Origin of the sequence: Micromonospora sp. NPDC049359 (genome assembly GCF_044466585.1) — a bacterium.
Classification (GTDB): domain Bacteria; phylum Actinomycetota; class Actinomycetes; order Mycobacteriales; family Micromonosporaceae; genus Micromonospora.
This window is the reverse complement of record NZ_JBITMW010000001.1, coordinates 577,569-596,732: the sequence shown is the minus strand read 5'-3', so window position 1 is coordinate 596,732 and position 19,164 is coordinate 577,569. Positions and strand designations below refer to the sequence as shown.

The 19,164-nt window shown below is 72.1% G+C and carries 18 protein-coding genes; 14 read left to right on the top strand and 4 right to left on the bottom strand.

Going from position 1 to position 19,164, the window contains the following annotated elements:
• Nucleotides 1–19: 19 nt before the first annotated feature.
• From ssd to ACIBTX_RS02730, 8 genes are all read left to right on the top strand, one after another.
• Nucleotides 20–1,120 carry a septum site-determining protein Ssd gene (gene ssd / locus ACIBTX_RS02765; RefSeq protein WP_357123635.1) on the top strand — a complete coding sequence of 367 codons (1,101 nt, stop codon included), beginning with the start codon at nucleotides 20–22 and terminating at the stop codon, nucleotides 1,118–1,120.
• Complete coding sequence (locus tag ACIBTX_RS02760; RefSeq protein WP_357172020.1) at nucleotides 1,117–2,328, top strand: TadA family conjugal transfer-associated ATPase; 1,212 nt, start codon at nucleotides 1,117–1,119, stop codon at nucleotides 2,326–2,328. Before ssd ends, ACIBTX_RS02760 begins: the two co-directional genes overlap by 4 nt.
• Nucleotides 2,325–3,614 carry a hypothetical protein gene (locus ACIBTX_RS02755; protein ID WP_357172019.1) on the top strand — a complete coding sequence of 430 codons (1,290 nt, stop codon included), beginning with the start codon at nucleotides 2,325–2,327 and terminating at the stop codon, nucleotides 3,612–3,614. Before ACIBTX_RS02760 ends, ACIBTX_RS02755 begins: the two co-directional genes overlap by 4 nt.
• Nucleotides 3,614–4,252 carry a type II secretion system F family protein gene (locus ACIBTX_RS02750; protein WP_357123644.1) on the top strand — a complete coding sequence of 213 codons (639 nt, stop codon included), beginning with the start codon at nucleotides 3,614–3,616 and terminating at the stop codon, nucleotides 4,250–4,252. The genes ACIBTX_RS02755 and ACIBTX_RS02750 overlap by 1 nt, the downstream gene beginning before the upstream one ends.
• A 22-nt stretch (nucleotides 4,253–4,274) precedes the next feature.
• The gene (locus ACIBTX_RS02745) at nucleotides 4,275–4,442 is read left to right on the top strand and encodes a DUF4244 domain-containing protein (RefSeq protein WP_234584142.1); all 168 of its coding nucleotides are present in this window, start codon (nucleotides 4,275–4,277) and stop codon (nucleotides 4,440–4,442) included.
• Complete coding sequence (locus tag ACIBTX_RS02740; protein ID WP_396832129.1) at nucleotides 4,442–4,864, top strand: TadE family type IV pilus minor pilin; 423 nt, start codon at nucleotides 4,442–4,444, stop codon at nucleotides 4,862–4,864. The genes ACIBTX_RS02745 and ACIBTX_RS02740 overlap by 1 nt, the downstream gene beginning before the upstream one ends.
• Nucleotides 4,864–5,220 carry an Rv3654c family TadE-like protein gene (locus ACIBTX_RS02735; protein ID WP_357124642.1) on the top strand — a complete coding sequence of 119 codons (357 nt, stop codon included), beginning with the start codon at nucleotides 4,864–4,866 and terminating at the stop codon, nucleotides 5,218–5,220. Before ACIBTX_RS02740 ends, ACIBTX_RS02735 begins: the two co-directional genes overlap by 1 nt.
• 290 nt (nucleotides 5,221–5,510) lie before the next feature.
• Nucleotides 5,511–5,723 carry a hypothetical protein gene (locus ACIBTX_RS02730; protein ID WP_357123648.1) on the top strand — a complete coding sequence of 71 codons (213 nt, stop codon included), beginning with the start codon at nucleotides 5,511–5,513 and terminating at the stop codon, nucleotides 5,721–5,723.
• A 666-nt stretch (nucleotides 5,724–6,389) separates the two neighbouring features.
• On the opposite strand, the gene ACIBTX_RS02725 is transcribed toward ACIBTX_RS02730, so the two are convergent.
• The 4 genes from ACIBTX_RS02725 to ACIBTX_RS02710 all read right to left on the bottom strand — a co-directional run bounded on the left by ACIBTX_RS02725 (nucleotide 6,390) and on the right by ACIBTX_RS02710 (nucleotide 10,834).
• Nucleotides 6,390–6,581, bottom strand: a complete 192-nt coding sequence (locus ACIBTX_RS02725) for a hypothetical protein (RefSeq protein ID WP_357123651.1) — start codon at nucleotides 6,579–6,581, stop codon at nucleotides 6,390–6,392.
• Between the two features lie 832 nt (nucleotides 6,582–7,413).
• Nucleotides 7,414–7,992 (bottom strand): hypothetical protein, encoded by a 579-nt coding sequence (locus ACIBTX_RS02720; protein ID WP_357123657.1) that lies wholly within the window; start codon nucleotides 7,990–7,992, stop codon nucleotides 7,414–7,416.
• 196 nt (nucleotides 7,993–8,188) lie between these two features.
• Nucleotides 8,189–8,392 (bottom strand): hypothetical protein, encoded by a 204-nt coding sequence (locus tag ACIBTX_RS02715; RefSeq protein WP_396831956.1) that lies wholly within the window; start codon nucleotides 8,390–8,392, stop codon nucleotides 8,189–8,191.
• Between the two features lie 99 nt (nucleotides 8,393–8,491).
• A complete protein-coding gene (locus ACIBTX_RS02710; RefSeq protein WP_396831955.1) occupies nucleotides 8,492–10,834 on the bottom strand; it encodes a DEAD/DEAH box helicase in 2,343 nt (780 codons plus the stop codon).
• A 131-nt stretch (nucleotides 10,835–10,965) separates the two neighbouring features.
• Here ACIBTX_RS02710 and ACIBTX_RS02705 point away from each other — a divergent pair, with 131 nt between their 5' ends.
• The 6 genes from ACIBTX_RS02705 to topA all read left to right on the top strand — a co-directional run bounded on the left by ACIBTX_RS02705 (nucleotide 10,966) and on the right by topA (nucleotide 19,123).
• Nucleotides 10,966–11,322 carry an STAS domain-containing protein gene (locus tag ACIBTX_RS02705; protein ID WP_355049272.1) on the top strand — a complete coding sequence of 119 codons (357 nt, stop codon included), beginning with the start codon at nucleotides 10,966–10,968 and terminating at the stop codon, nucleotides 11,320–11,322.
• A complete protein-coding gene (locus ACIBTX_RS02700; protein ID WP_355049271.1) occupies nucleotides 11,319–11,756 on the top strand; it encodes an ATP-binding protein in 438 nt (145 codons plus the stop codon). The genes ACIBTX_RS02705 and ACIBTX_RS02700 overlap by 4 nt, the downstream gene beginning before the upstream one ends.
• Before the next feature lie 322 nt (nucleotides 11,757–12,078).
• Entirely contained in the window at nucleotides 12,079–14,427 is a 2,349-nt protein-coding gene (locus ACIBTX_RS02695; protein ID WP_357123667.1) for a sodium-translocating pyrophosphatase, read from the top strand.
• A 101-nt stretch (nucleotides 14,428–14,528) separates the two neighbouring features.
• A complete protein-coding gene (locus tag ACIBTX_RS02690) occupies nucleotides 14,529–15,068 on the top strand; it encodes a hypothetical protein (RefSeq protein WP_357123670.1) in 540 nt (179 codons plus the stop codon).
• Complete coding sequence (locus ACIBTX_RS02685) at nucleotides 15,059–15,808, top strand: hypothetical protein (RefSeq protein WP_357392633.1); 750 nt, start codon at nucleotides 15,059–15,061, stop codon at nucleotides 15,806–15,808. Before ACIBTX_RS02690 ends, ACIBTX_RS02685 begins: the two co-directional genes overlap by 10 nt.
• A gap of 462 nt (nucleotides 15,809–16,270) precedes the next feature.
• The gene (topA, locus tag ACIBTX_RS02680; RefSeq protein WP_357123676.1) at nucleotides 16,271–19,123 is read left to right on the top strand and encodes a type I DNA topoisomerase; all 2,853 of its coding nucleotides are present in this window, start codon (nucleotides 16,271–16,273) and stop codon (nucleotides 19,121–19,123) included.
• Nucleotides 19,124–19,164: the final 41 nt, after the last annotated feature.

The window sequence follows — 19,164 nt, the reverse complement described above, 5'->3', positions numbered from 1 at the left end:
CCGACCGCTGGAGGCCGCGATGGCACCCCGTACCTCCGTCCCGCCGATCCGACGGCTCCCACTGGTCGTCACCGGGGACGGCGACCTGCTCGACGACCTGCTCCGGCTCGCCGCCGCCGGCGGGACCGAGGTGGAACTCGCCGCCGACCCGGCCGCGGCACGCACCCGCTGGACCTCCGCGCCGCTGGTGCTGCTCGGTGTCGACCAGTCGCGGGCGTGTCTGCGGGCCCGGCTACCGAAGCGGCCCCGGTTGGTGCTCGTCGGCCGGGCCGGTCAGATCGACCCCGGCTGGCAGATCGCCGAGCTGATCGGCGCCGAACACGTCGCCGCGCTGCCCGCCGCCGAGCCGTGGCTCGTGGACCGCCTGGCGGAGCACGGCCCAGACCAGCCGGACGGCCCGGGTGCGCGGGTCGTCGCGCTGTTCGGTGGCCGAGGTGGCGCCGGGGCGAGCGTGCTCGCCGGCGGGCTCGCCGTGACCGCCGCGCGGGCCCGACTGCGCACCCTGCTCATCGACGCCGATCCGCTCGGCGGTGGCCTCGATCTCGTCCTCGGCTGGGAGCAGTTGGAAGGGCTGCGCTGGCCGTCACTCACCAGCGCGGACGGGCGGGTGGACGCACCCGCGCTGGTCCAGGCCCTGCCCAGTCGAGGCGACCTGGTGGTGCTCTCCTGGGACCGCGGCGAGATGCTGGCGCTGCCCGCCGCAGCCATGGCGGCGACCGTCGACGCCGCCCACCGGGGCCGGGACTTCGTGGTGATCGACCTGCCCCGGCAGCTCGACGACGCCGCCGTGGTCGCGTTGCAGGCGGCCGACCAGGCGTTCGTCGTCGTACCGGCGGAGTTGCGTGCCACCGCGGCCGCCGCCCGGGTGGTGGCCGTGGCCGCACCACACTGCGACGCACTCTCGGTCGTGGTGCGCGGGCCCGCCCCCGGCCGGCTGCGCGCCACCGAGGTGGCACGGGCCCTCGGGCTTCCCCTCGCCGGCACGCTGCGCCCCGAGCCGGGGCTCTGCCGGGGCCTCGAACGCGGCGAGGCCCCGGCGGCGGCGGGCAAGGGTCCGCTCGCCGCCCTGTGCCAGCGGATCGTCGCGGACCTCACCGGCGCCACGACCGGTGCGGCATGAGCGGCCAGCCGGAGGACACCTCCTTCGCGGCCCGGGTGCGGCAGCGGATCGTCGCCGCCACCGACCCGGTCACCCCGGCGGCGATCGTCTCCGCCGTACGTGCCGAACCCACCGCTGCCGTGCTGGGCGACACCGCCGTCCTGCGGATCGCCGACCGGGTGCACGACGACCTCGTCGGCGCCGGACCACTCGCCCCACTGCTGACCGACCCAGAGGTGACCGACGTCCTGGTCAACGGCGTACGCGTCTGGGTCGACCGGGGTGCGGGGCTGCACCAGGTGGCGATCCCGGTCGGCTCGGTCGACGACGTCCGGCGGTTGGCGCAGCGGCTCATCGCCAGCGCCGGTCGGCGGCTCGACGACGGCTCCCCGTTCGCGGACGCCCGCCTGCCCGACGGCACCCGCCTGCACGCCGTACTGCCTCCGGTGGCGACCGAGGGTCCCTACCTGTCCCTGCGGACGTTCCGGCATCGCCCGTACACGCTCGACGAGCTGGTGAGCCAGGGGACGGTGCCGCGACCGGTGGCACCGCTGCTCGCCGCGGTCGTCGCGGCCCGGTTGGCGTACCTGGTCACCGGCGGCACGGGCTCGGGCAAGACGACCCTGCTCAACACTCTGCTCGGGTTGGTGCCAGCCACCGAACGGATCGTCCTGGTCGAGGACGCGGCAGAGCTCCAGCCGGGGCATCCGCACGTGGTCGGGCTGCAGGCCCGTACCGCCAACGTCGAGGGGACGGGCGTGGTCAGCCTCGGAGACCTGGTCCGGCAGGCGCTGCGAATGCGTCCGGACCGCCTGGTCGTCGGGGAGTGCCGGGGCGCAGAGGTGGTCGACCTGCTGGCCGCGTTGAACACGGGTCACGACGGCGGTGCCGGCACGCTGCATGCCAACACCCCGTCCGACGTGCCGGCCCGGCTGGAGGCGCTCGGCATGCTCGGTGGTCTGCCCCGCGCCGCGCTGCACGCCCAGGTGGTCGCCGCGCTTCAGGTGCTGCTCCAGGTGCGTCGCGGCGATCAGGGCCGCGTCCTCGAATCGATCTGTCTGCTGCTCCCCGAAGGGCCGGAACGCCTGGCCACCGTGGTGCCCGCCTGGATACGTGGGCGAGGCCTGGGGCTGGCCGCCCGTACGTTCGGCGCGCTGCTGCGGGACCGGGGTGTCGCGGTCCCACCGATCCTCACCGAGCCGTGGCCCGGATCGGCAGGTCCGGCGTGAACGCCACGATGGCGCTGGTCGCGGCGCTGCTGCTGTCCACCGCGATCCTGGTGATCTGGCGGGCGAAGAGCATCAGAGACCGTCGGCGTCGGGTGCTGGCCCCGACCCGGCGTGCCACCGGTGTCGACCCGGACGACGCCCTGGTCGAGTGGATCCGGGACCTCGCTCGCGGGCAGGACCGGCCGACCGAAGACCTCGGCGGCACGGCCGCCTCGGCTGACCCGGGTGCGCTCGTGCAGCCGGGGGCCGGCAGTGGGCGCACGGCCGTCGCCTGGTCCACCCGGGACCTCGACGACAGCCCCGGCCGTTCGAGGGCGACCGGTGGACCCGAGGGACCCACCCGACCGGCCGGCCCGGCACGTCCGCCGGCCCGCCGGGACTCGCGCCGCCCGGCTGCCATTGCCAGGCCCGAGGCCGGAGCCCCGGCGGCCGTCGCTTCCCCGCACCACGAGGCCGGCAGGCTGTTCGCCGACCAGGCGGACCAGAGGGCCGGCGGGCTGTTCCCCGACCAGGCGGGTCATCGGGCCGGCGGGCTGTTGGCGGGGCCGGCAGGCCGCGAGACCGACAGGCCGCTCGCGGACCAGCCGGACCATGGTGCCGGCGGACTGTTCGTGGGGCCGGCGGGCCACGAGCCGGACAGGCCGGTCTCGACCCTTCTGGTACGCGCGCGACGGTCACCGCGTCGGGTGCTGCTCCTGGCCGGTCTGGTGGGAGCAGGTGTCGGAGCCGTGTCCGGCGGGCCGGTGGCCGCCGTGGCGATGGCCGGCTACGGCACGCTCGCTATCCGCGCTCTGCTGCGCTGGAGAACGAATCGGCAGGTCGAGCTTAATCGACGGCGCGGCCTGGACCTGCTGTGCGGCCTGGCGGCCGACCTTCGGGCGGGTTCGCCCATGCCGCCGACCCTCGAGATCACCTCCGTCGCCGGAGCATCGATGGCCGGCGTCGATCGGCTTCGCGACCTGACCTCGGCCGCCGTGCGGCTGGCGGACCGGACTGGCGCGCCGCTGGCGGAGCTGATCGAGCGGATCGAGGCGGATGCCCGTGCGACCGACCGTGGGCTGGCCGCCGCAGCGGCACAGGCGGCTGGCGCACGCGCCACCGCCTGGTTGCTGGCTGCTCTGCCGATTGGTGGGATCGGGCTCGGCTACGGGATCGGGGTCGACCCCCTGGCGGTGCTCCTGCACGACACGGTCGGTGGGGTGTGCGCGGTCCTCGCCGTCGCCCTGCAGATCGTCGGTCTCTTTTGGGCTGAGCGGCTGGGCGCTGGGCCGGGGCGGACCACCTGATGTCCCCGGTGTTGTCCACTCGCGGGACTGCGGGCATACGCCGCCGTCCGGATGCGATCCGGCTCGCGGCAGGCATGGCCGGGCTTGCCGTGGCAGTGGTTGTCGAGGGCTGGTTCGGATGGCTGGGCGCCGTTCCGGTCGCCGTCCTGCTGGATGTGTCGCTGCGGCGGATCGAGCCTCCCGCCGTACGCAACCAGCGGCTTCGGGAGGCCGCCGACCTGCCGCTCGCCGCCGACCTCCTGGCGGCGGCGATGCGGGCCGGTGCGCCGGTGGACCGCTCGGTCCTGGCGGTGGCCGAGGCGTTGGACGGCCCGCTGGCCACCCGACTGGCCCGGGTGGGCCGCACGTTGCTCCTCGGTGGCGGCCCAGCGGAGGCGTGGTCGGCGTTGGACGGTGTGCCAGGGGCGGATCGGCTTGCCGCAGCGGCGTTCCGCTCGGCCAACAGCGGCGCGGCGCTGGCCGGTGCGCTGACCCGTCTCGCCGACGACCTGCGGGCCGACCGGGCCACCGCCGCCGAGGCGTCGGCCCGTCGGGCGGGCGTCCTCATCGTGCTGCCACTGGGGCTCTGCTTCCTGCCCGCGTTCATTCTCGCCGGCCTGGTGCCGGTGATCGTCGCCGTTCTCGGCGACGTGCTCTGACCCATCGAGGAAGGGAAGACCCATGCGCAAACTCATCGCCCGACTGCGCGGCGACGACGGAATGAACACCGCCGAATACGCGGTCGGCACGCTCGCCGCGGTGGCCTTCGCGGGGATCCTGTTGAAGGTGCTGACCTCCGGCAACGTCCAGTCCGCGCTGACCGCGGTCATCGACCGGGCACTCAAGTGATCAGGCGCCGGCAGGTCGACCGTACGCGGAACGCTCCCGGGCGCGCGTCCGACGGCGGCCGGCGGGCCCACATCGTCGGCGGCGAGCGGGGATCCTTCACCGCCGAACTGGCGGCCGGCCTGCCGGCGCTTCTCCTGCTGCTGCTCGCCGGCCTGACGGCGGTGAACGCCGTCAGCACACAGGCGAGTTGCCTGCACACCGCCCGCGAAGCCGCGCTCGCCGCCGCCCGGGGCGCCGGCAACGCGGACGGCGCACAGGTCGCACCACCGGGGGCAGAGGTGTCGGTGTCCTTCGACGGCGACCGGGTGCAGGCGACCGTCCGCGCACCCGTCCGTGCGCTGGGCGGCCGGCTACCACGGGTCACCGTGGCAGCCACCGCCGTCGCAGCGGTGGAACCGGGTGCCGACGAGGGGACTGGGTGATGGGCCGCTCGGGCGCGGACCGGGGCGGGGCGACGGTCCTGCTGCTCGCTCTGGGGCTCGTGTTCGTGCTGGTCGGGACATTCGGCGCGGCCGTCGCCGCGACCGGGATGGCGTCCCAGCGCGCGGCGGTGGCCGCTGATCTCGGCGCGCTGGCCGGTGCTACCCGAGCGCTCGACGGCGACCTGGCGGCGTGCGCGTACGCCACGGACATCGCCCAGCGCAACGACGGCCGGATAGTGGACTGCGTCGTCGACGGGCTGGACGTGCTGGTGACCGTCGAGGTGGCGTTCACGCCGATTCCGGGTCTGACCCGGGTCGCTGCGTCGACGGCCCGCGCCGGGCCGGTACGCGGCTGACGGCTCGGCCCAATCGGAACGGGTGCGAGCGCGTCGAACGGGCGTAGCCGGGGCGGCAGCCGAGTGGCCGGGACGGGATGGCTAACCCTGCCCCGGCCAATGGCCAAGGAACGACCGGAGGGCGCCGGTCGGGCGCGTCAGCGAGTCTGGAGCGCGTCGGGGGGCGACGGCCATGGCGATGACGAGGCGGCGGTCGATCTGCGGGTTCTGCGCCTCGACCGGCCGCGTTTCTCGGTCTGTCGACGTGAGGACTTCCCGGTATCTTTGCCCCATGGCTCTGGAGCGCCGTAATGCAGGCTTCGGGCGATCTCGACAGCCTGTCGATCGGTGAAGGCTCGACTAGTAGCGGCACACGTGCAGTCGGGCGGTCCTCCGTCGAGATCTTCGTCGAAGGGCTGTCGGCGGGTACCGACACCTTCACGGCCAAATACCGAGTGCAGCCACCGTCCGGCTCGCCGTCCGCCATGTTCCTCGACTGCGTGATCAAAGTGCAGCCGTACTGACCATGCCGGGGCGACCGGGTGCCCCCGACCGTGCCCCTCGTCGTCTCTGCGGTGAACTGAACACCCTTAGCCAGTACCTCCCATCCACACGGATAGGGGGTGTTGGTCAGTGAGCGTGTTGCGCATTCAGCTACACTCATCGACGTCTCCCCTGAAGGATGCGCCCCCTGGAGGGCTGTTCTTCGGGACAAGGAGTGCGCAGGTGAATTGCTGCTCACTGCGGCAGCCTGCGCCCTGGCGCGGTCAGCCGACAGGCCGTTCGCCGGGTCAGATTTTCCTTATAAACGGACGTAGTAGTGCCCCCCTATATATCGGTGCCTCGAAGGTGCCAAGCAACATCTGAGATCTTGCTCAGTCGGCGCAGGACCTCGGCTTCACCAGTCTGCGTACTGGTCGAGCTGAGCCCTGTGCGCCTCACTCGACCAGAGTGAGGAGAGGCAAGCAGTGGGACTGTCCAGCATCGAACCCATCGCCGCAGCTAGTCCGCTGGTCGCTGTGGTAGTCGTGGGGCTTCCGGTAGCCGGCAAAGTCATCGTGGCCGGTATCGCCCTGAGGGGTGCTGACTCCAAAGACCGTGCCCCGATCGTGAAGGCCGTATCCGAGCTGTTCCGGTGGTGGCGTCGGTAAATTGTGTGGCGGATGACCGGGCAGGTGGTGCCTGCCCGGTCAGTCTTCGTCAGCCGGAGTGGGACGGTTCTTGGCGATCCACGCTCGCACGGCCTTGCCATCCCAGACGCGGCCCATGCTCAAGGTGGCCAGCGGGTCGGGGAACCCCTTGCGGCCCACGATGATCGTGGCGCGCTGCTTGCTGATCCCACCCAGCAAGTCGCGGATCTCGTCCAGCCCAAGCAACTCCATAACCTGACGGTAGGATCCTTGGGAATTGCATCAGACGGAACCGGGTGGGGCAACGCCTTGGAGGGTTGCCCTCGTACAACCCCCTGTGGTGCCATGGACACATGACCCGTCGTCGTGTCACTTTTGCGGAGTATCTGACGGCCGTAGCCATGACCCTGGCTCGCAGGCACAAGCCGGTGTGGTCGTGGATCAAGTGGCGGAACGTCTGCAAGTGCGGGAACGAGCTGCCCTGTCGGGCCAGGCACAAGATCCCGATCAACCGGGGTCACTGGCCGGGTGAGAGCTGATGACCACGCACGGTCCGGTGCTCCCGTTGTGGCTGTGCGAGGTGTGCGAACGACCCTGGCCCTGTTCCACCCGCCGCCTGGAGCTGTTGGACGAGTACGCCGCCTCGCCGATAGCCCTCCGCATCTACATGTGGTCGCACCTGACGGCGGCTACGCAGGACATGACCTGGGCTCCCGCCGACGCCGTGTACCGCCGGTTCCTCGGGTGGCTGTCGTGGAGCCGGCAGACGTCGTGTTGGTCGGGGCGGCCTGCTCGCCGCAGTTCACCGGGAACCGGGCGCTGATGCTGCGCATCGTGTCGGTCGGCGAGCCCGACCCGTACCACGACCGGATCTGGATCACCGGGTACGTGCTCGATCCGAGGGGCAACGCCACCGCCAAGCGCGAGGTGTACGTCATGAAGGCTGGGGTGGTCATCCAACGGCGAACCGCCCCGGCGGAGGTGCAACCGAGGCGGTCCAGTTCGCGCGTGCGGGCCCAAGCTGCGAGCCCTGCCCCGGCCCGCGGAGCCGAGGGGTGGGTGGTCGATGTGCCGGTCGGGTGCGTCAGCGAGCCTGGAGCGCGTCGAGGGCGACGGCCATGGCGATGACGAGGCGGCGGTCGATCTGCGGGTTCTGCACCTCGACGACGTACTTGTCGCGCAGGCCCCACTTCTTGACCACCGAGAAGACGGGCTGGCCGCCGGCGAGGAAGTCGAAGTGGTACGGCAGCCAGGAGAGCGAGTCGACGAACCGGCGCAGCAGCGCCACCGGCAGGCTCCGCTCCTGACCCGTCACCTGCGGCAGGCCGGCCTGCTCGACGTGCCACGTGGAGCGGAGCAGGGACTGGGCGAAGTCCTTGCGGAACAGGCCGATCGGGTTGCCGGCCGCGTCGGTGACGTCGTACGTGGCGCCGAGGTCGATGCGCTGGCGGGCCTTGAAACCGAGCAGGGGCTGCTGCTTGGAGTCGTCGGTGTAGATCGTCACCTGCTCCTTGAAGGCGAGCCGCTTCTGCTGCGCGAAGGCCAGCAGCTCGCCCTCGCTGCCGTCCGGCGCGACCGCGCGGACCTCGTACTGGTTGACCATCATCCGCAGCCGCTGGCGGATGTGGAACTGCTGCAGGGTCTGCAAGTTGTCGAGCTGCATCTGATCTCCTCAGGGGGTGTCGCGCCGGAGTCTCGCACAGCCGGGCAACCCCCGTCGGCCCACGCTCATCCGGCTCACCCACCCGACCAACCCGCGCACCCCGAACCGGCCACCCCGACCCCGGCCCACCCCGACCAGCTCGCCCCGACTGGCCCAGCCTGACCGGTCCGCCCGGCCGGACCGGTCACGCGCGAATTCAGCGACCGTCCACCGTCGACCGCAACGACCAGGTGTTGAGCACCTGGTGGATGCCGCGCAGTCGCTCGTTGATCTGCTCCAGCCGTTCGGCCTGAGCCAACGCGGCCAGCGCGGCCCCGAGCGTGATCTGCTGGTCGAGGGTGAGGTGTTCCTGGTCGATGGTGTAGAGCAGGTCGACGGTCTCAGCGATCGTGTCGGCCACAACTTCTCCTCGGGCGCGGGGGCGAAATACAACACAAGCATCGATGGAAGCGCTCCCACACCATTGTGCCCAGTGCCACCGGGATTCATGCAAGGTGGCTCAGGAGGGCAGATTGCCCAGCACCACGTCGAGGACCCGGATCGCGTCCGGCTTCGAGAGAGGGTTGTTGCCGTTGCCGCACTTCGGCGACTGCACGCAGGACGGGCAGCCGGTCTCGCAGCCGCACTCCGCGATCGCGTCGCGGGTGGCCCGCAACCACGCCGACGCCGTCCCGTAGGCGCGCTCCGCGAAGCCCGCGCCGCCCGGGTGCCCGTCGTAGACGAAGACCGTCGGCGCCTCGGTGTCCGGGTGCAGGGCGGTGGAGAGGCCGCCGATGTCCCACCTGTCGCACGTCGCCATCAGCGGAAGCAGGCCGATCGCGGCGTGTTCGGCGGCGTGCAGCGCGCCCGGCACGTCGGCCGGCTGCACCCCGGCGGACGTCAGCGACCGCTCGGACAGCGTGAACCACACCGCCACCGTCCGCAGCTCCCGGGCGGGCAGGTCCAGCGGTCGGGTGTCGATCACCTCGCCGGTGGCGATCCTGCGCCGCTGGTACGACACCACCTGGCTGGTGACGTCCACCTCGCCGAGGAACATCCCGACCGGCCCGGCGTCGACGTAGGAGCGCACCGACACCACGGACAGGTCGGTGACGTCCCGGGCGTGGGTGGACCAGTCCGGCTCCTCGACGTGCACCAACGCGCAGCCGTCGGCGAGGTCCAGCTCGTCGACCACGTACGAGACGCCCTGGTGTAGGTAGACCGCGCCGGGGTGGAGCAGGAAGTGGGACGAGCCGCCGTCGACGGTGCCGAGCAGCCGGCCGGTCGACGACTCCACCACGACGACCGGTGCGCCGCCCTCGCCGCGCAGGTCCACCTCGGGGCGCTCGCGGTGTCGCCAGTACCAGCCGGTGGGCCGCTGTCGCAGCGCCCCGGCTGCCACCAGCTCGTCCACCGCCTCCTTCGCTCCGTCGCCGAAGAGCGCCAGGTCGGCCGGCGTCAGTGGCGCCTCGGCGGCGGCGCAGGCCAGCTGCGGGGCAAGCACGTACGGGTTGGCCGGGTCGAGCACCGTCGCCTCCACCGGCGCACCGAAGATCGCCTCCGGGTGGTGCACCAGGTAGGTGTCCAGTGGGTCGTCCCGGGCCACCAGCACCGCGAGGGCCTCCTGGCCGGAACGCCCGGCGCGGCCCGCCTGCTGCCACAGCGACGCCCGGGTGCCCGGATAGCCGCAGATCAACACCGCGTCCAGCCCCACCAGGTCCACGCCCAGCTCCAGCGCGTTGGTGGAGGCCAGGCCGAGCAGGTCACCGTGCAGCAGCGCGCGTTCCAGCTCGCGACGCTCCTCGCGCAGGTAGCCGCCCCGGTAGGCCGCCACCCGGTCGCCGAGCCCGGGCACGGCGTCGTCGAGCGCCCGCCGCGCGTTGGCCGCCACCACCTCGGCGCCTTTGCGGGAACGGACGAACGCGAGGGTGCGTACCCCCTCGGCGACCGTGTCGGCGAGGAGGTCCGCGGTCTCGCGCAGCGCCGACCGGCGGACCTGACGAAGGTCGTCGTGGTCGCCCGTCGCCTGCGGGGGGACCGGGGAGGAGGAGCCCGAGTCCGGTGGCAGCAGTGGCGGTTCCCAGAGCGCGAAGGTCACCCCGCCGCGCGGCGAGGTGTCCTCGGTGACCGCGGTCACCGGCAGTCCGGTGAGTCGCGCGGCGGCGGTCGCCGGGTCGCCGGAGGTGGCCGAGGCGAGGACGAACACCGGGCTGGCCCCGAAGCGCGCGCACTGCCGGCGCAACCGGCGCAGCACGTGCGCCACGTGCGAGCCGAACACACCCCGGTAGGTGTGGCACTCGTCGATCACCACGTACGCCAGTCGGCGCAGGAACCCCGACCACTGGGCGTGGCCGGGCAGGACGCCGTGGTGCAGCATGTCCGGATTGGTCAGCACGAAGCGGGAGTGTCGGCGGATCCACTCCCGTTCCGCGCGCGGCGTGTCCCCGTCGTAGGTGGCGGGGCGTACCCCCTCCAGCTCCAGGCCGACGACGGCCCGCAGCTGGTCGGCGGCGAGGGCCTTGGTCGGCGCCAGGTAGAGCACGGTGGCCCGGGGGTCGGCGAGCAGCGTGGCGAGCGCCGGGAGCTGGTACGCCAGGGACTTGCCGGACGCGGTTCCGGTGGCGACGATCACGTGGCCGCCCTCGTACGCCAGGGTGGCCGCCTCGGCCTGGTGCTGCCAGGGCGCGACCACGCCGCGACGGTCGAACGCCGCCCGAAGCTCCGGCGGCGCCCACGCCGGCCACGGCGCCGGCACCCCGACGCGGGCGGGCACCCGCTCGACGTGGGTGACCGGGTCGCCCGCGCCCCGTGCGCGCAGCCGGCGCAGCAGGTCGACCGGCGGGGAGGAAGTCACGTCCTGCACTCTCGCACTGGTGTTCGGAGATGAAAAGCCGGGCCCCGGGGTAAGGGAAAGCCGCCGCCGGTGACCGCAGGGTGTCCCGGCGGTAGTGGTTAGATGCCCAGGAGAGTTTACGGCTCTGGCGAGGAGGACCGATGGAGCTGTCGCTGGCGACGCGCACCGTGGGCGAGCACACGGTGCTTGAGGTCGGCGGTGAGGTGGACGTCTACACCGCGCCCCGGCTCCGCGAACGTCTCCTCGAGCTGATCGACGGCGGCGCCCGGCACGTGATCGTGGACCTCGGGCGGGTCGACTTCCTCGACTCGACCGGGCTGGGCGTGCTGGTGGGCGCGCACAAGCGGCTGCGCACGGCCGGCGGCTCGTTCGCCCTGGTCTGTGACAAGGAGCCGCTGCTCAAGATCTTCCGGATCACGGCGCTGGACCAGGTGTTCCCGCTGCACGCCACGGTCGAGGCGGCGGCCGGCGCGGGCCCGAGCGGCGCCAACGCGTGATGGCGACGGTCCGGCTCTCCTTCTCTCCGGCCCCGGTGCACGTGCGTACCGCCCGACTGGTCGGCGTGGCCGTCGCCCGACGGGCCGGTGTCCGCGAGGACCTGCTGGACGAGGTGCGCCTGGCCATCGGTGAGGCGTGCACCCGGGCGGTCGCGCTGCACCGTCAGTACGGCCTGGCCGATCCGGTGCTGGTGGAGATGTCCGACGGCGGCACGTACGCGGTGCGGGTCGTGGACCGGGCGCCGATCGAGGCCAGCATCGGGCTGGCGGCGCTGCCGCCGGACGAGTTGGCCGACGAGTCGCTGACCGACGAGGCGTTGACCACGGGTGTCGGGTTCGCTCTGCTCGCGGGCTTCGTGGAGGACCTGCAGGTGCGCCCGGTCGACGAGGGCATCGGCACCGAGGTGCGAATGGTGTGGCCCGTCGGGCGCTGACTTCGGAACGACTGCGCACAAGGCCGTGTCCCCGACGGGGAGGCGGCCTTGTCGTCATGGATCGGGCCCTATATCAGATTTCGTTTCATAACACAGCGACGAAGATCATCGAGACACGGTGCCACCTCGGTGTGACCTCGAACACTGTGGAGGGCTACAGTACCCGGGTTGTCAGCAAGTGATCCAACCCGCAGCCAGCGGGTATGGGTGGTCATCGCTGGTCCGCTGGGGTGGGTTGGCGCGCGCTTGCGAGTCCGCATCCAGGCGTCGACCGGTGCGTCTCCACCCGTCGACGCGAGTGTTCGGTAACAGGAGGACACAGATGTCCGAGACCTTGGCCGCCGACGGCGGCGGGCTTTCCCTTACCGGAGGCAATGTCACGTACGTCGTCATCGCCGCGGTCATCGCGCTGGTGGCGCTCGTCTTCGCCGCCGCTTTGACGAAGACCGTGCTGGCCGCCGGCAAGGGCACCACCAACATGCAGGAGATCTCGGGGGCGGTCCAGGAGGGCGCCTCGGCCTACCTGCTCCGCCAGTTCCGCACCTTGGCGATCTTCGTCGTCGTCGCCGTGGTGCTGCTCTTCCTGCTGCCGGTGCACGACACCGACGGCAGCGAGATGGCCGTGAAGCTCGGCCGCTCGCTCTTCTTCGTGGTGGGCGCCGTGTTCAGCGCGTCCATCGGTGGCGCCGGCATGTGGCTGGCGACCCGCGCGAACCTGCGCGTGGCCGCCGCCGCCCGGGAGCGCCAGGGTGGCCGCGAAGCCGCCATGAAGATCGCCTTCCGGACCGGCGGCGTGGTCGGCTTCCTCACCGTCGGCCTCGGCCTCTTCGGCGCCGCGCTGGTCGTCCTGGTCTACCGGGGTGACGCGCCCACGGTGCTGGAGGGCTTCGGCTTCGGCGCCGCCCTGCTGGCGATGTTCATGCGGGTCGGCGGCGGCATCTTCACCAAGGCCGCCGACGTCGGCGCCGACCTGGTCGGCAAGGTCGAGCAGGGCATCCCCGAGGACGACCCGCGTAACGCCGCCACCATCGCCGACAACGTGGGCGACAACGTCGGTGACTGCGCCGGCATGGCCGCCGACCTGTTCGAGTCGTACGCGGTGACGCTGGTGGCCGCGCTGATCCTCGGGCGGGCCGCCTTCGGCGAGGACGGTCTGGTCTTCCCGCTGATCATCTCCACCATCGGCGTGCTGGTCGCCATCGTCGGCGTCTTCATCACCCGGCTGCGCGCCTCCGACCGCAACGGTCTCACCGCGATCAACCGGGCCTTCTACATCTCCGCCGTGATCTCCGCGGTGCTGGTGGCGATCGCCGCGTACGCGTACCTGCCGGCGACCTTCGCCGACCTGGAAGGTGGCCTCACCGACGTCGACCGCAACCCGCGACTGGTAGCCATCGGCGCGGTGGTGATCGGCATCGTGCTCGCCGCCGCGATCCAGGCGCTGACCGGCTACTTCACCGAGACCAACAAGCGGCCCGTGCAGGACATCGGCAAGAGCTCGCAGACCGGCGCGGCCACCGTCATCCTCGCCGGCATCAGCGTCGGCCTGGAGTCGGCGGTCTACTCGGCGCTGCTGATCGGCGCCGGCGTCTTCGGGGCGTTCCTGCTCGGCGGCAGCTCCATCACGCTGTCGCTGTTCGCGGTGGCGCTGGCCGGCACCGGCCTGCTCACCACCGTCGGCGTCATCGTCGCCATGGACACCTTCGGCCCGATCTCCGACAACGCCCAGGGCGTGGCGGAGATGTCCGGCGACATCGACGAGCACGGCGCGCGCATCCTCACCGAGCTGGACGCGGTCGGCAACACCACCAAGGCCATCACCAAGGGCATCGCGATCGCCACCGCGGTCCTCGCCGCGACCGCGCTGTTCGGCTCGTACACGGACACCCTGCGGACCGCGTACGCGGACGCCGGCGTGGGCGACGTCGGCACCGAGATCCTCAACTCGCTGAACGTGGCCAACCCGCGCAACCTGGTCGGACTGATCATCGGTGCGGCGGTCGTCTTCCTCTTCTCCGGGCTGGCGATCAACGCGGTGTCCCGCTCGGCCGGCGCGGTCGTCATGGAGGTCCGCCGGCAGTTCCGTGAGCTGCCCGGCATCATGGACCGCACCCAGCGTCCGGAGTACGGCAAGGTCGTCGACATCTGCACCCGGGACGCGCAGCGCGAGCTGATGACCCCCGGCCTGCTCGCCATCCTGGCGCCGATCGCGGTCGGCTTCGGCCTCGGCCCGGGGGCGCTCGCCTCCTACCTGGCCGGCGCGATCGGAGCCGGCACGCTGATGGCGGTGTTCCTGTCCAACTCCGGTGGGGCCTGGGACAACGCCAAGAAGCTGGTCGAGGACGGCGCGTACGGCGGCAAGGGCTCCGAGTCGCACGCCGCCACGGTCATCGGCGACACCGTCGGCGACCCGTTCAAGGACACCGCCGGCCCGGCCATCAACCCGCTGATCAAGGTGATGAACCTGGTCTCGCTGCTGATCGCCCCCGCCGTGGTGGCCTACAGCGTCGGTGACGACCGCAACGTCGGCCTGCGGGTTGGTATCGCGCTGGTCGCGACGCTGATCATCGTGGCGTCGGTGGTCTTCAGCAAGCGCAAGGGCATCGCGATGGACGACTCCGACACCGGCGCGGGCAGCGCCGACCACCGTCCGGAGATCGTCAACGCCTGACACCGGCGGCACCGGGGTCCCCGCTCGACGCACCCGTCGGGCGGGGACCCCGGCCATCCGGACCGGTGCCACACCTGGCCGAAGGTCGTACGCTGCAACGCATGCGTACGTGCCGGACGTCTGCCGTCGGAAAGCTCACGGTGGTCCTGGCCACGCTCGTCGTCGTCCTCACCGGCTGCGGTGGGCCCAGCCCACGGGCCTGGGCGGCCTCGGTCTGCGGCGCACTCACGCCGTGGCGCTCCGAGATCAGCAAGTTGACCAGCAGCACCGATCAGCAGATGACGGCGCAGACCACTCCGGCGCAGGCCAAGGAGAACCTGGTGCGGCTCTTCGGCGGCGCGGAACAGGCCAGCGAGACCGCGCGCCGCAAGGTCGAGCAGGCCGGCGTCCCGGAGACCGACAACGGCGAGGCCATCTCCGCCGGCTTCCGGGGGTCGCTGGAGAAGATGCGGGACGCCTACGGCCGCGCCCGGGACACCATCGAGGGGTTGGGCACCGGCGAGCCCGCCGCCTTCTACGACGGCGTGCGGGCCGCCGTCGACACCCTGAACAAGGAGTACGACGCCAGCGCGCTGGACACCAGCAAGCTCAACTCCGAGGAGCTGAAACAGGCCTTCGACGAGGTGCCCGAGTGTCGCTGAACGGGCTCGGTGACACGCCGGCCGCGCAGTCGCTGCCGGCGCTGTTCCCCGTACCCGAGCCCGACCCGTCGCGGGCCGACCCGGCGCCTGCGGGTCCGAGCCGGCGGCGCGGCGGTTCCGACCGCTCCGAGTCGGCCCTTTCCGGGCCACCCCGGGCCGACGACGCGGGACGGCAACTCGTCTTCTTCGGCGCGGAGGCCGCCGAACCGGCGGTCGCCGATCTGGCCGGGCTGCTCGCCGGCCCGGGGGAGGTCGTCCGGATGGGCGGCACCGCCCGACTCGCGGTGCGGGTGGACGCCGCCTGGCGGGTGCACGTGCTCGTCGCCGAACTGGCGCTGCGCGGGCTGGCCGCGAGCTGGGAGCCGACCGAGGACCAGCGGCACGCCGTGCGGACGTCGTACACCCGGTTGTTGAAGCCGCTCGCGGTCGCCTGGCTGGACGGCCCGGCGAAGCGTCCTCCGGCGGCCTTCCACCTGACCGGCCGGCGGCTGCGGCTGTGGCTCGCCGCCGCCGGGACGCCGGAGCCGCCCGGCGGCTTCCTGCTGCGCCTCGGCGCGGGTGACCAGCGGTGCTGGGAGGCGATCGGCGCGGCTCTCGCCGCCGCCGGCCTGGCCGGCACGCTGCTCGGCCCCGACGAGGGTGGCCCGGCGTACCGGATCACCGGCCGACGCCGGTTGGCGCGGCTCGCCGAACTGGTCGGCGCCCCGCCCGCGGCAGCCCCGCCCGACGCCTGGCCCTAACCGCCCCCGCCGCCCCCGCCCCCGCTCACCGGCGTCGATCATGGAGTTGTGGTGGTGGACGTACCTCTCCTTCGGGGTCTAAACGCCCACCACAACCCCATGATCGACGTGAGCGGGAGGGGCGGGGGGTGGGGGTGGGGCGTGGGAGGGGCGGGGGAGGGGCGGGGGTGAGGTGTCTGGTGTTGGACAACTGGGGTTGGACGGGCTGGTTGAGGGCCTGCCATCGTCACAGTGACCCGCTCCGAGGCCTACCCACGGTGTACGGTGGCGCCGTCCGGCAGTGTCGAGCACGGCGGGCGGGATTCGACCGCCGCGCCGCAGCGGATTGCCGCCCGCGAAACCCGAAACGCGGACGGCGCGTTACGTTGGACATCCGGACCGCCGGTGCCACGGCGGGGTCGAGAGCGGTCGCTGTCGTAAGGCGCCGGCCGGCCACGAGCAGGAGTGAGGTCGGGGAGAGACGTGCCGAGCAACGCTGGAACCACCCGTCTGGTCATCGTCGAGTCACCGGCGAAGGCCAAGACGATCTCGGGCTACCTCGGCCCGGGGTACGTCGTGGAGGCCAGCTTCGGTCACGTCCGCGACCTGCCGCGCAACGCCGCCGACGTGCCGGCCAAGTACAAGGGCGAGTCCTGGGCCCGCCTCGGGGTGGACGTGGACAACGGCTTCCACGCCCTCTACGTCGTCTCGGCCGACCGCAGGCAGCAGATCAGCAAGCTGGTGAAGCTGTCCAAGGAGGTCGACGAGATCTTCCTGGCGACGGATGAGGACCGCGAGGGCGAGGCCATCGCCTGGCACCTGGTCGAGACCCTCAAGCCCAAGGTCCCGGTCAAGCGGATGGTCTTCCACGAGATCACCAAGCCGGCGATCCAGGCCGCCGTGGCCAACCCCCGGGAGATCGACCGCGACCTGGTCGACGCCCAGGAGGCCCGGCGCATCCTCGACCGCCTCTACGGCTACGAGGTCTCCCCGGTGCTGTGGAAGAAGGTCATGCCGAAGCTCTCGGCGGGCCGGGTGCAGTCCGTGGCGACCCGCATCGTGGTGGAGCGGGAGCGGCAGCGGATGGCGTTCCGCACCGCCGAGTACTGGGACATCCTGGCCACCCTCGCCGTGGCGAACGCCGGGGAGGGGCCGCGTACCTTCAACGCCACCCTGATCGCGCTCAACGGCGACCGGATCGCCACCGGTAAGGACTTCGAGCCCACCACGGGCAAGGTCCGGGCCGGCGCGGGCGTCGTCCACCTCGACGAGAGCGGTGCCCGGGGTCTGGCCGCCCGGCTCGACGGGCGGCCGTTCACGGTCACCCGGGTCGAGGAGAAGCCCTACCGCCGCCGCCCGTACGCGCCGTTCATCACCTCGACGCTCCAGCAGGAGGCGGCTCGCAAGCTGCGCCTGTCCTCGCAGCAGACGATGCGCACCGCGCAGCGCCTCTACGAGAACGGCTACATCACCTATATGCGTACCGACTCGGTGAACCTGTCGGAGACCGCCATCTCGGCGGCCCGCCGGCAGATCGTCGAGCTGTACGGCGAGCGCAGCGTTCCGCCGGAGCCCCGCCGCTACACCGGCAAGGTCAAGAACGCCCAGGAGGCGCACGAGGCGATCCGCCCGGCGGGGGACAACTTCCGTACCCCGGGCGAGGTGGCCAAGGAGCTGTCCGCCGAGGAGTTCAAGCTCTACGAGCTGATCTGGCGGCGCACCATCGCCTCGCAGATGACCGACGCCGTCGGTTCCAGCGTCTCGGTGCGCATCCGCGCGGTCTCCACCTCCCAGGAGGAGGCCGACTTCGGTGCGACCGGTAAGACCATCACCGACCCGGGTTTCCTGCGTGCGTACGTCGAGTCCAGCGACGACGAGAACGCCGAGGCCGAGGACGCCGAGCGCCGGCTGCCGACCCTGGTCAAGGACCAGCCGCTGACCGCCGACGAGCTGGCCGCGCAGGGCCACCACACCCAGCCGCCGTCGCGCTACACGGAAGCGTCGCTGGTCAAGGCCCTGGAGGAGCTGGGCATCGGTCGCCCGTCCACCTACGCGTCGATCATGCAGACGATCCAGGACCGGGGGTACGTCACCAAGCGCGGCCAGGCGATGATCCCCACGTTCCTGGCCTTCGCGGTGATCGGCCTGATGGAGCGGCACTACCCACGCCTCATCGACTACGACTTCACCGCCAGCATGGAGAACGAGCTGGACGAGATCGCGGGCGGTGACCACGCCGCGGTCGACTTCCTCACCGCGTTCTACTTCGGCAGCTCCAACGGCGCCGGTGACCAGGACATCGCCCGCTCGGGTGGGCTCAAGAAGCTCGTCACCGAGAACCTGAGCGAGATCGACGCGCGCAGCGTGAACTCGATCCCGCTCTTCACCGACGAGGACGGCCGGGAGGTCGTCGTCCGGGTCGGCCGGTACGGGCCGTACCTCCAGCGGGCGGTTCCCGGCGAGACGCCGGCCGCTCCGGCCGAGGGCGAGGAGGCCGGCTCCCAGGGTGACCGGGCGCCGATCCCCGAGGGCCTGGCCCCGGACGAGCTGACCCCGGAGAAGGTGCACGAGCTGTTCCTCGGCGGTAGCGGCGAGCGCAAGCTCGGCGACGACCCGGCCACCGGCGAGCCGATCGTGCTCAAGTCCGGCCGTTTCGGCCCGTACGTCTCCAGCGGGGAGCGCAAGTCCTCGCTACTGCGCTCGCAGACGCCGGACTCGCTCTCCCTCGACGAGGCGCTGCGGCTGCTGAGCCTGCCCCGGTCGGTGGGCGTCGCGCCCGACGGCGTCGAGGTGTTCGCCAACAACGGTCGCTACGGCCCGTACGTGAAGCAGGGCGAGGAGTTCCGCTCGCTCGAGTCCGAAGAGCAGATGTTCACGGTCACCCTGGACGAGGCGTTGGCCCTGCTGGCCGCCCCGAAGACCCGGGGCCGGCGGGCCGCCGCGCCGCCGCTGCGCGAGATGGGCGTCGACCCGTTGACCGAGAAGCCGCTGGTGATCAAGGACGGGCGGTTCGGCCCGTACGTCACCGACGGCGAGGTCAACGCGTCCCTGCGGCGCGGCCAGACCCCGGAGGCGCTCACCATCGAGGAAGCGTCCGAGATGCTGGCCGACAAGCGGGCCAAGGGTCCGGCCCCGCGCAAGAAGGCCGCAGCGAAGAAAGCTCCGGCGAAGAAGGCTCCGGCGAAGAAGACGACGGCCACCAAGAAGACGGCCGCCGCCAGCAAGTCCACCGCCGCGAAGAAGACCACCACCGCCAAGGCGACGGCGGCCAGGAAGGCGACCCCGGCGAAGAAGGCGGCCCCGAAGAAGGCCACCGCCAGCCCTGCCGAGGAGTGACGGTGAGCACGCCGCCCCAAATGGGTTAAATGTCCAAATTT

What these genes read in the sequence shown, in the direction of transcription:
- ssd (WP_357123635.1), top strand. Translation starts at nt 20, where the DNA reads ATGGCACCCCGTACCTCCGTCCCGCCGATCCGACGGCTCCCACTGGTC.
- ACIBTX_RS02760 (WP_357172020.1), top strand. Translation starts at nt 1,117, where the DNA reads ATGAGCGGCCAGCCGGAGGACACCTCCTTCGCGGCCCGGGTGCGGCAG.
- ACIBTX_RS02750 (WP_357123644.1), top strand. Translation starts at nt 3,614, where the DNA reads ATGTCCCCGGTGTTGTCCACTCGCGGGACTGCGGGCATACGCCGCCGT.
- ACIBTX_RS02745 (WP_234584142.1), top strand. Translation starts at nt 4,275, where the DNA reads ATGCGCAAACTCATCGCCCGACTGCGCGGCGACGACGGAATGAACACC.
- ACIBTX_RS02735 (WP_357124642.1), top strand. Translation starts at nt 4,864, where the DNA reads ATGGGCCGCTCGGGCGCGGACCGGGGCGGGGCGACGGTCCTGCTGCTC.
- ACIBTX_RS02730 (WP_357123648.1), top strand. Translation starts at nt 5,511, where the DNA reads ATGCAGGCTTCGGGCGATCTCGACAGCCTGTCGATCGGTGAAGGCTCG.
- ACIBTX_RS02725 (WP_357123651.1), bottom strand. Translation starts at nt 6,581, where the DNA reads ATGGAGTTGCTTGGGCTGGACGAGATCCGCGACTTGCTGGGTGGGATC.
- ACIBTX_RS02720 (WP_357123657.1), bottom strand. Translation starts at nt 7,992, where the DNA reads ATGCAGCTCGACAACTTGCAGACCCTGCAGCAGTTCCACATCCGCCAG.
- ACIBTX_RS02705 (WP_355049272.1), top strand. Translation starts at nt 10,966, where the DNA reads ATGGAGCTGTCGCTGGCGACGCGCACCGTGGGCGAGCACACGGTGCTT.
- ACIBTX_RS02695 (WP_357123667.1), top strand. Translation starts at nt 12,079, where the DNA reads ATGTCCGAGACCTTGGCCGCCGACGGCGGCGGGCTTTCCCTTACCGGA.
- ACIBTX_RS02690 (WP_357123670.1), top strand. Translation starts at nt 14,529, where the DNA reads ATGCGTACGTGCCGGACGTCTGCCGTCGGAAAGCTCACGGTGGTCCTG.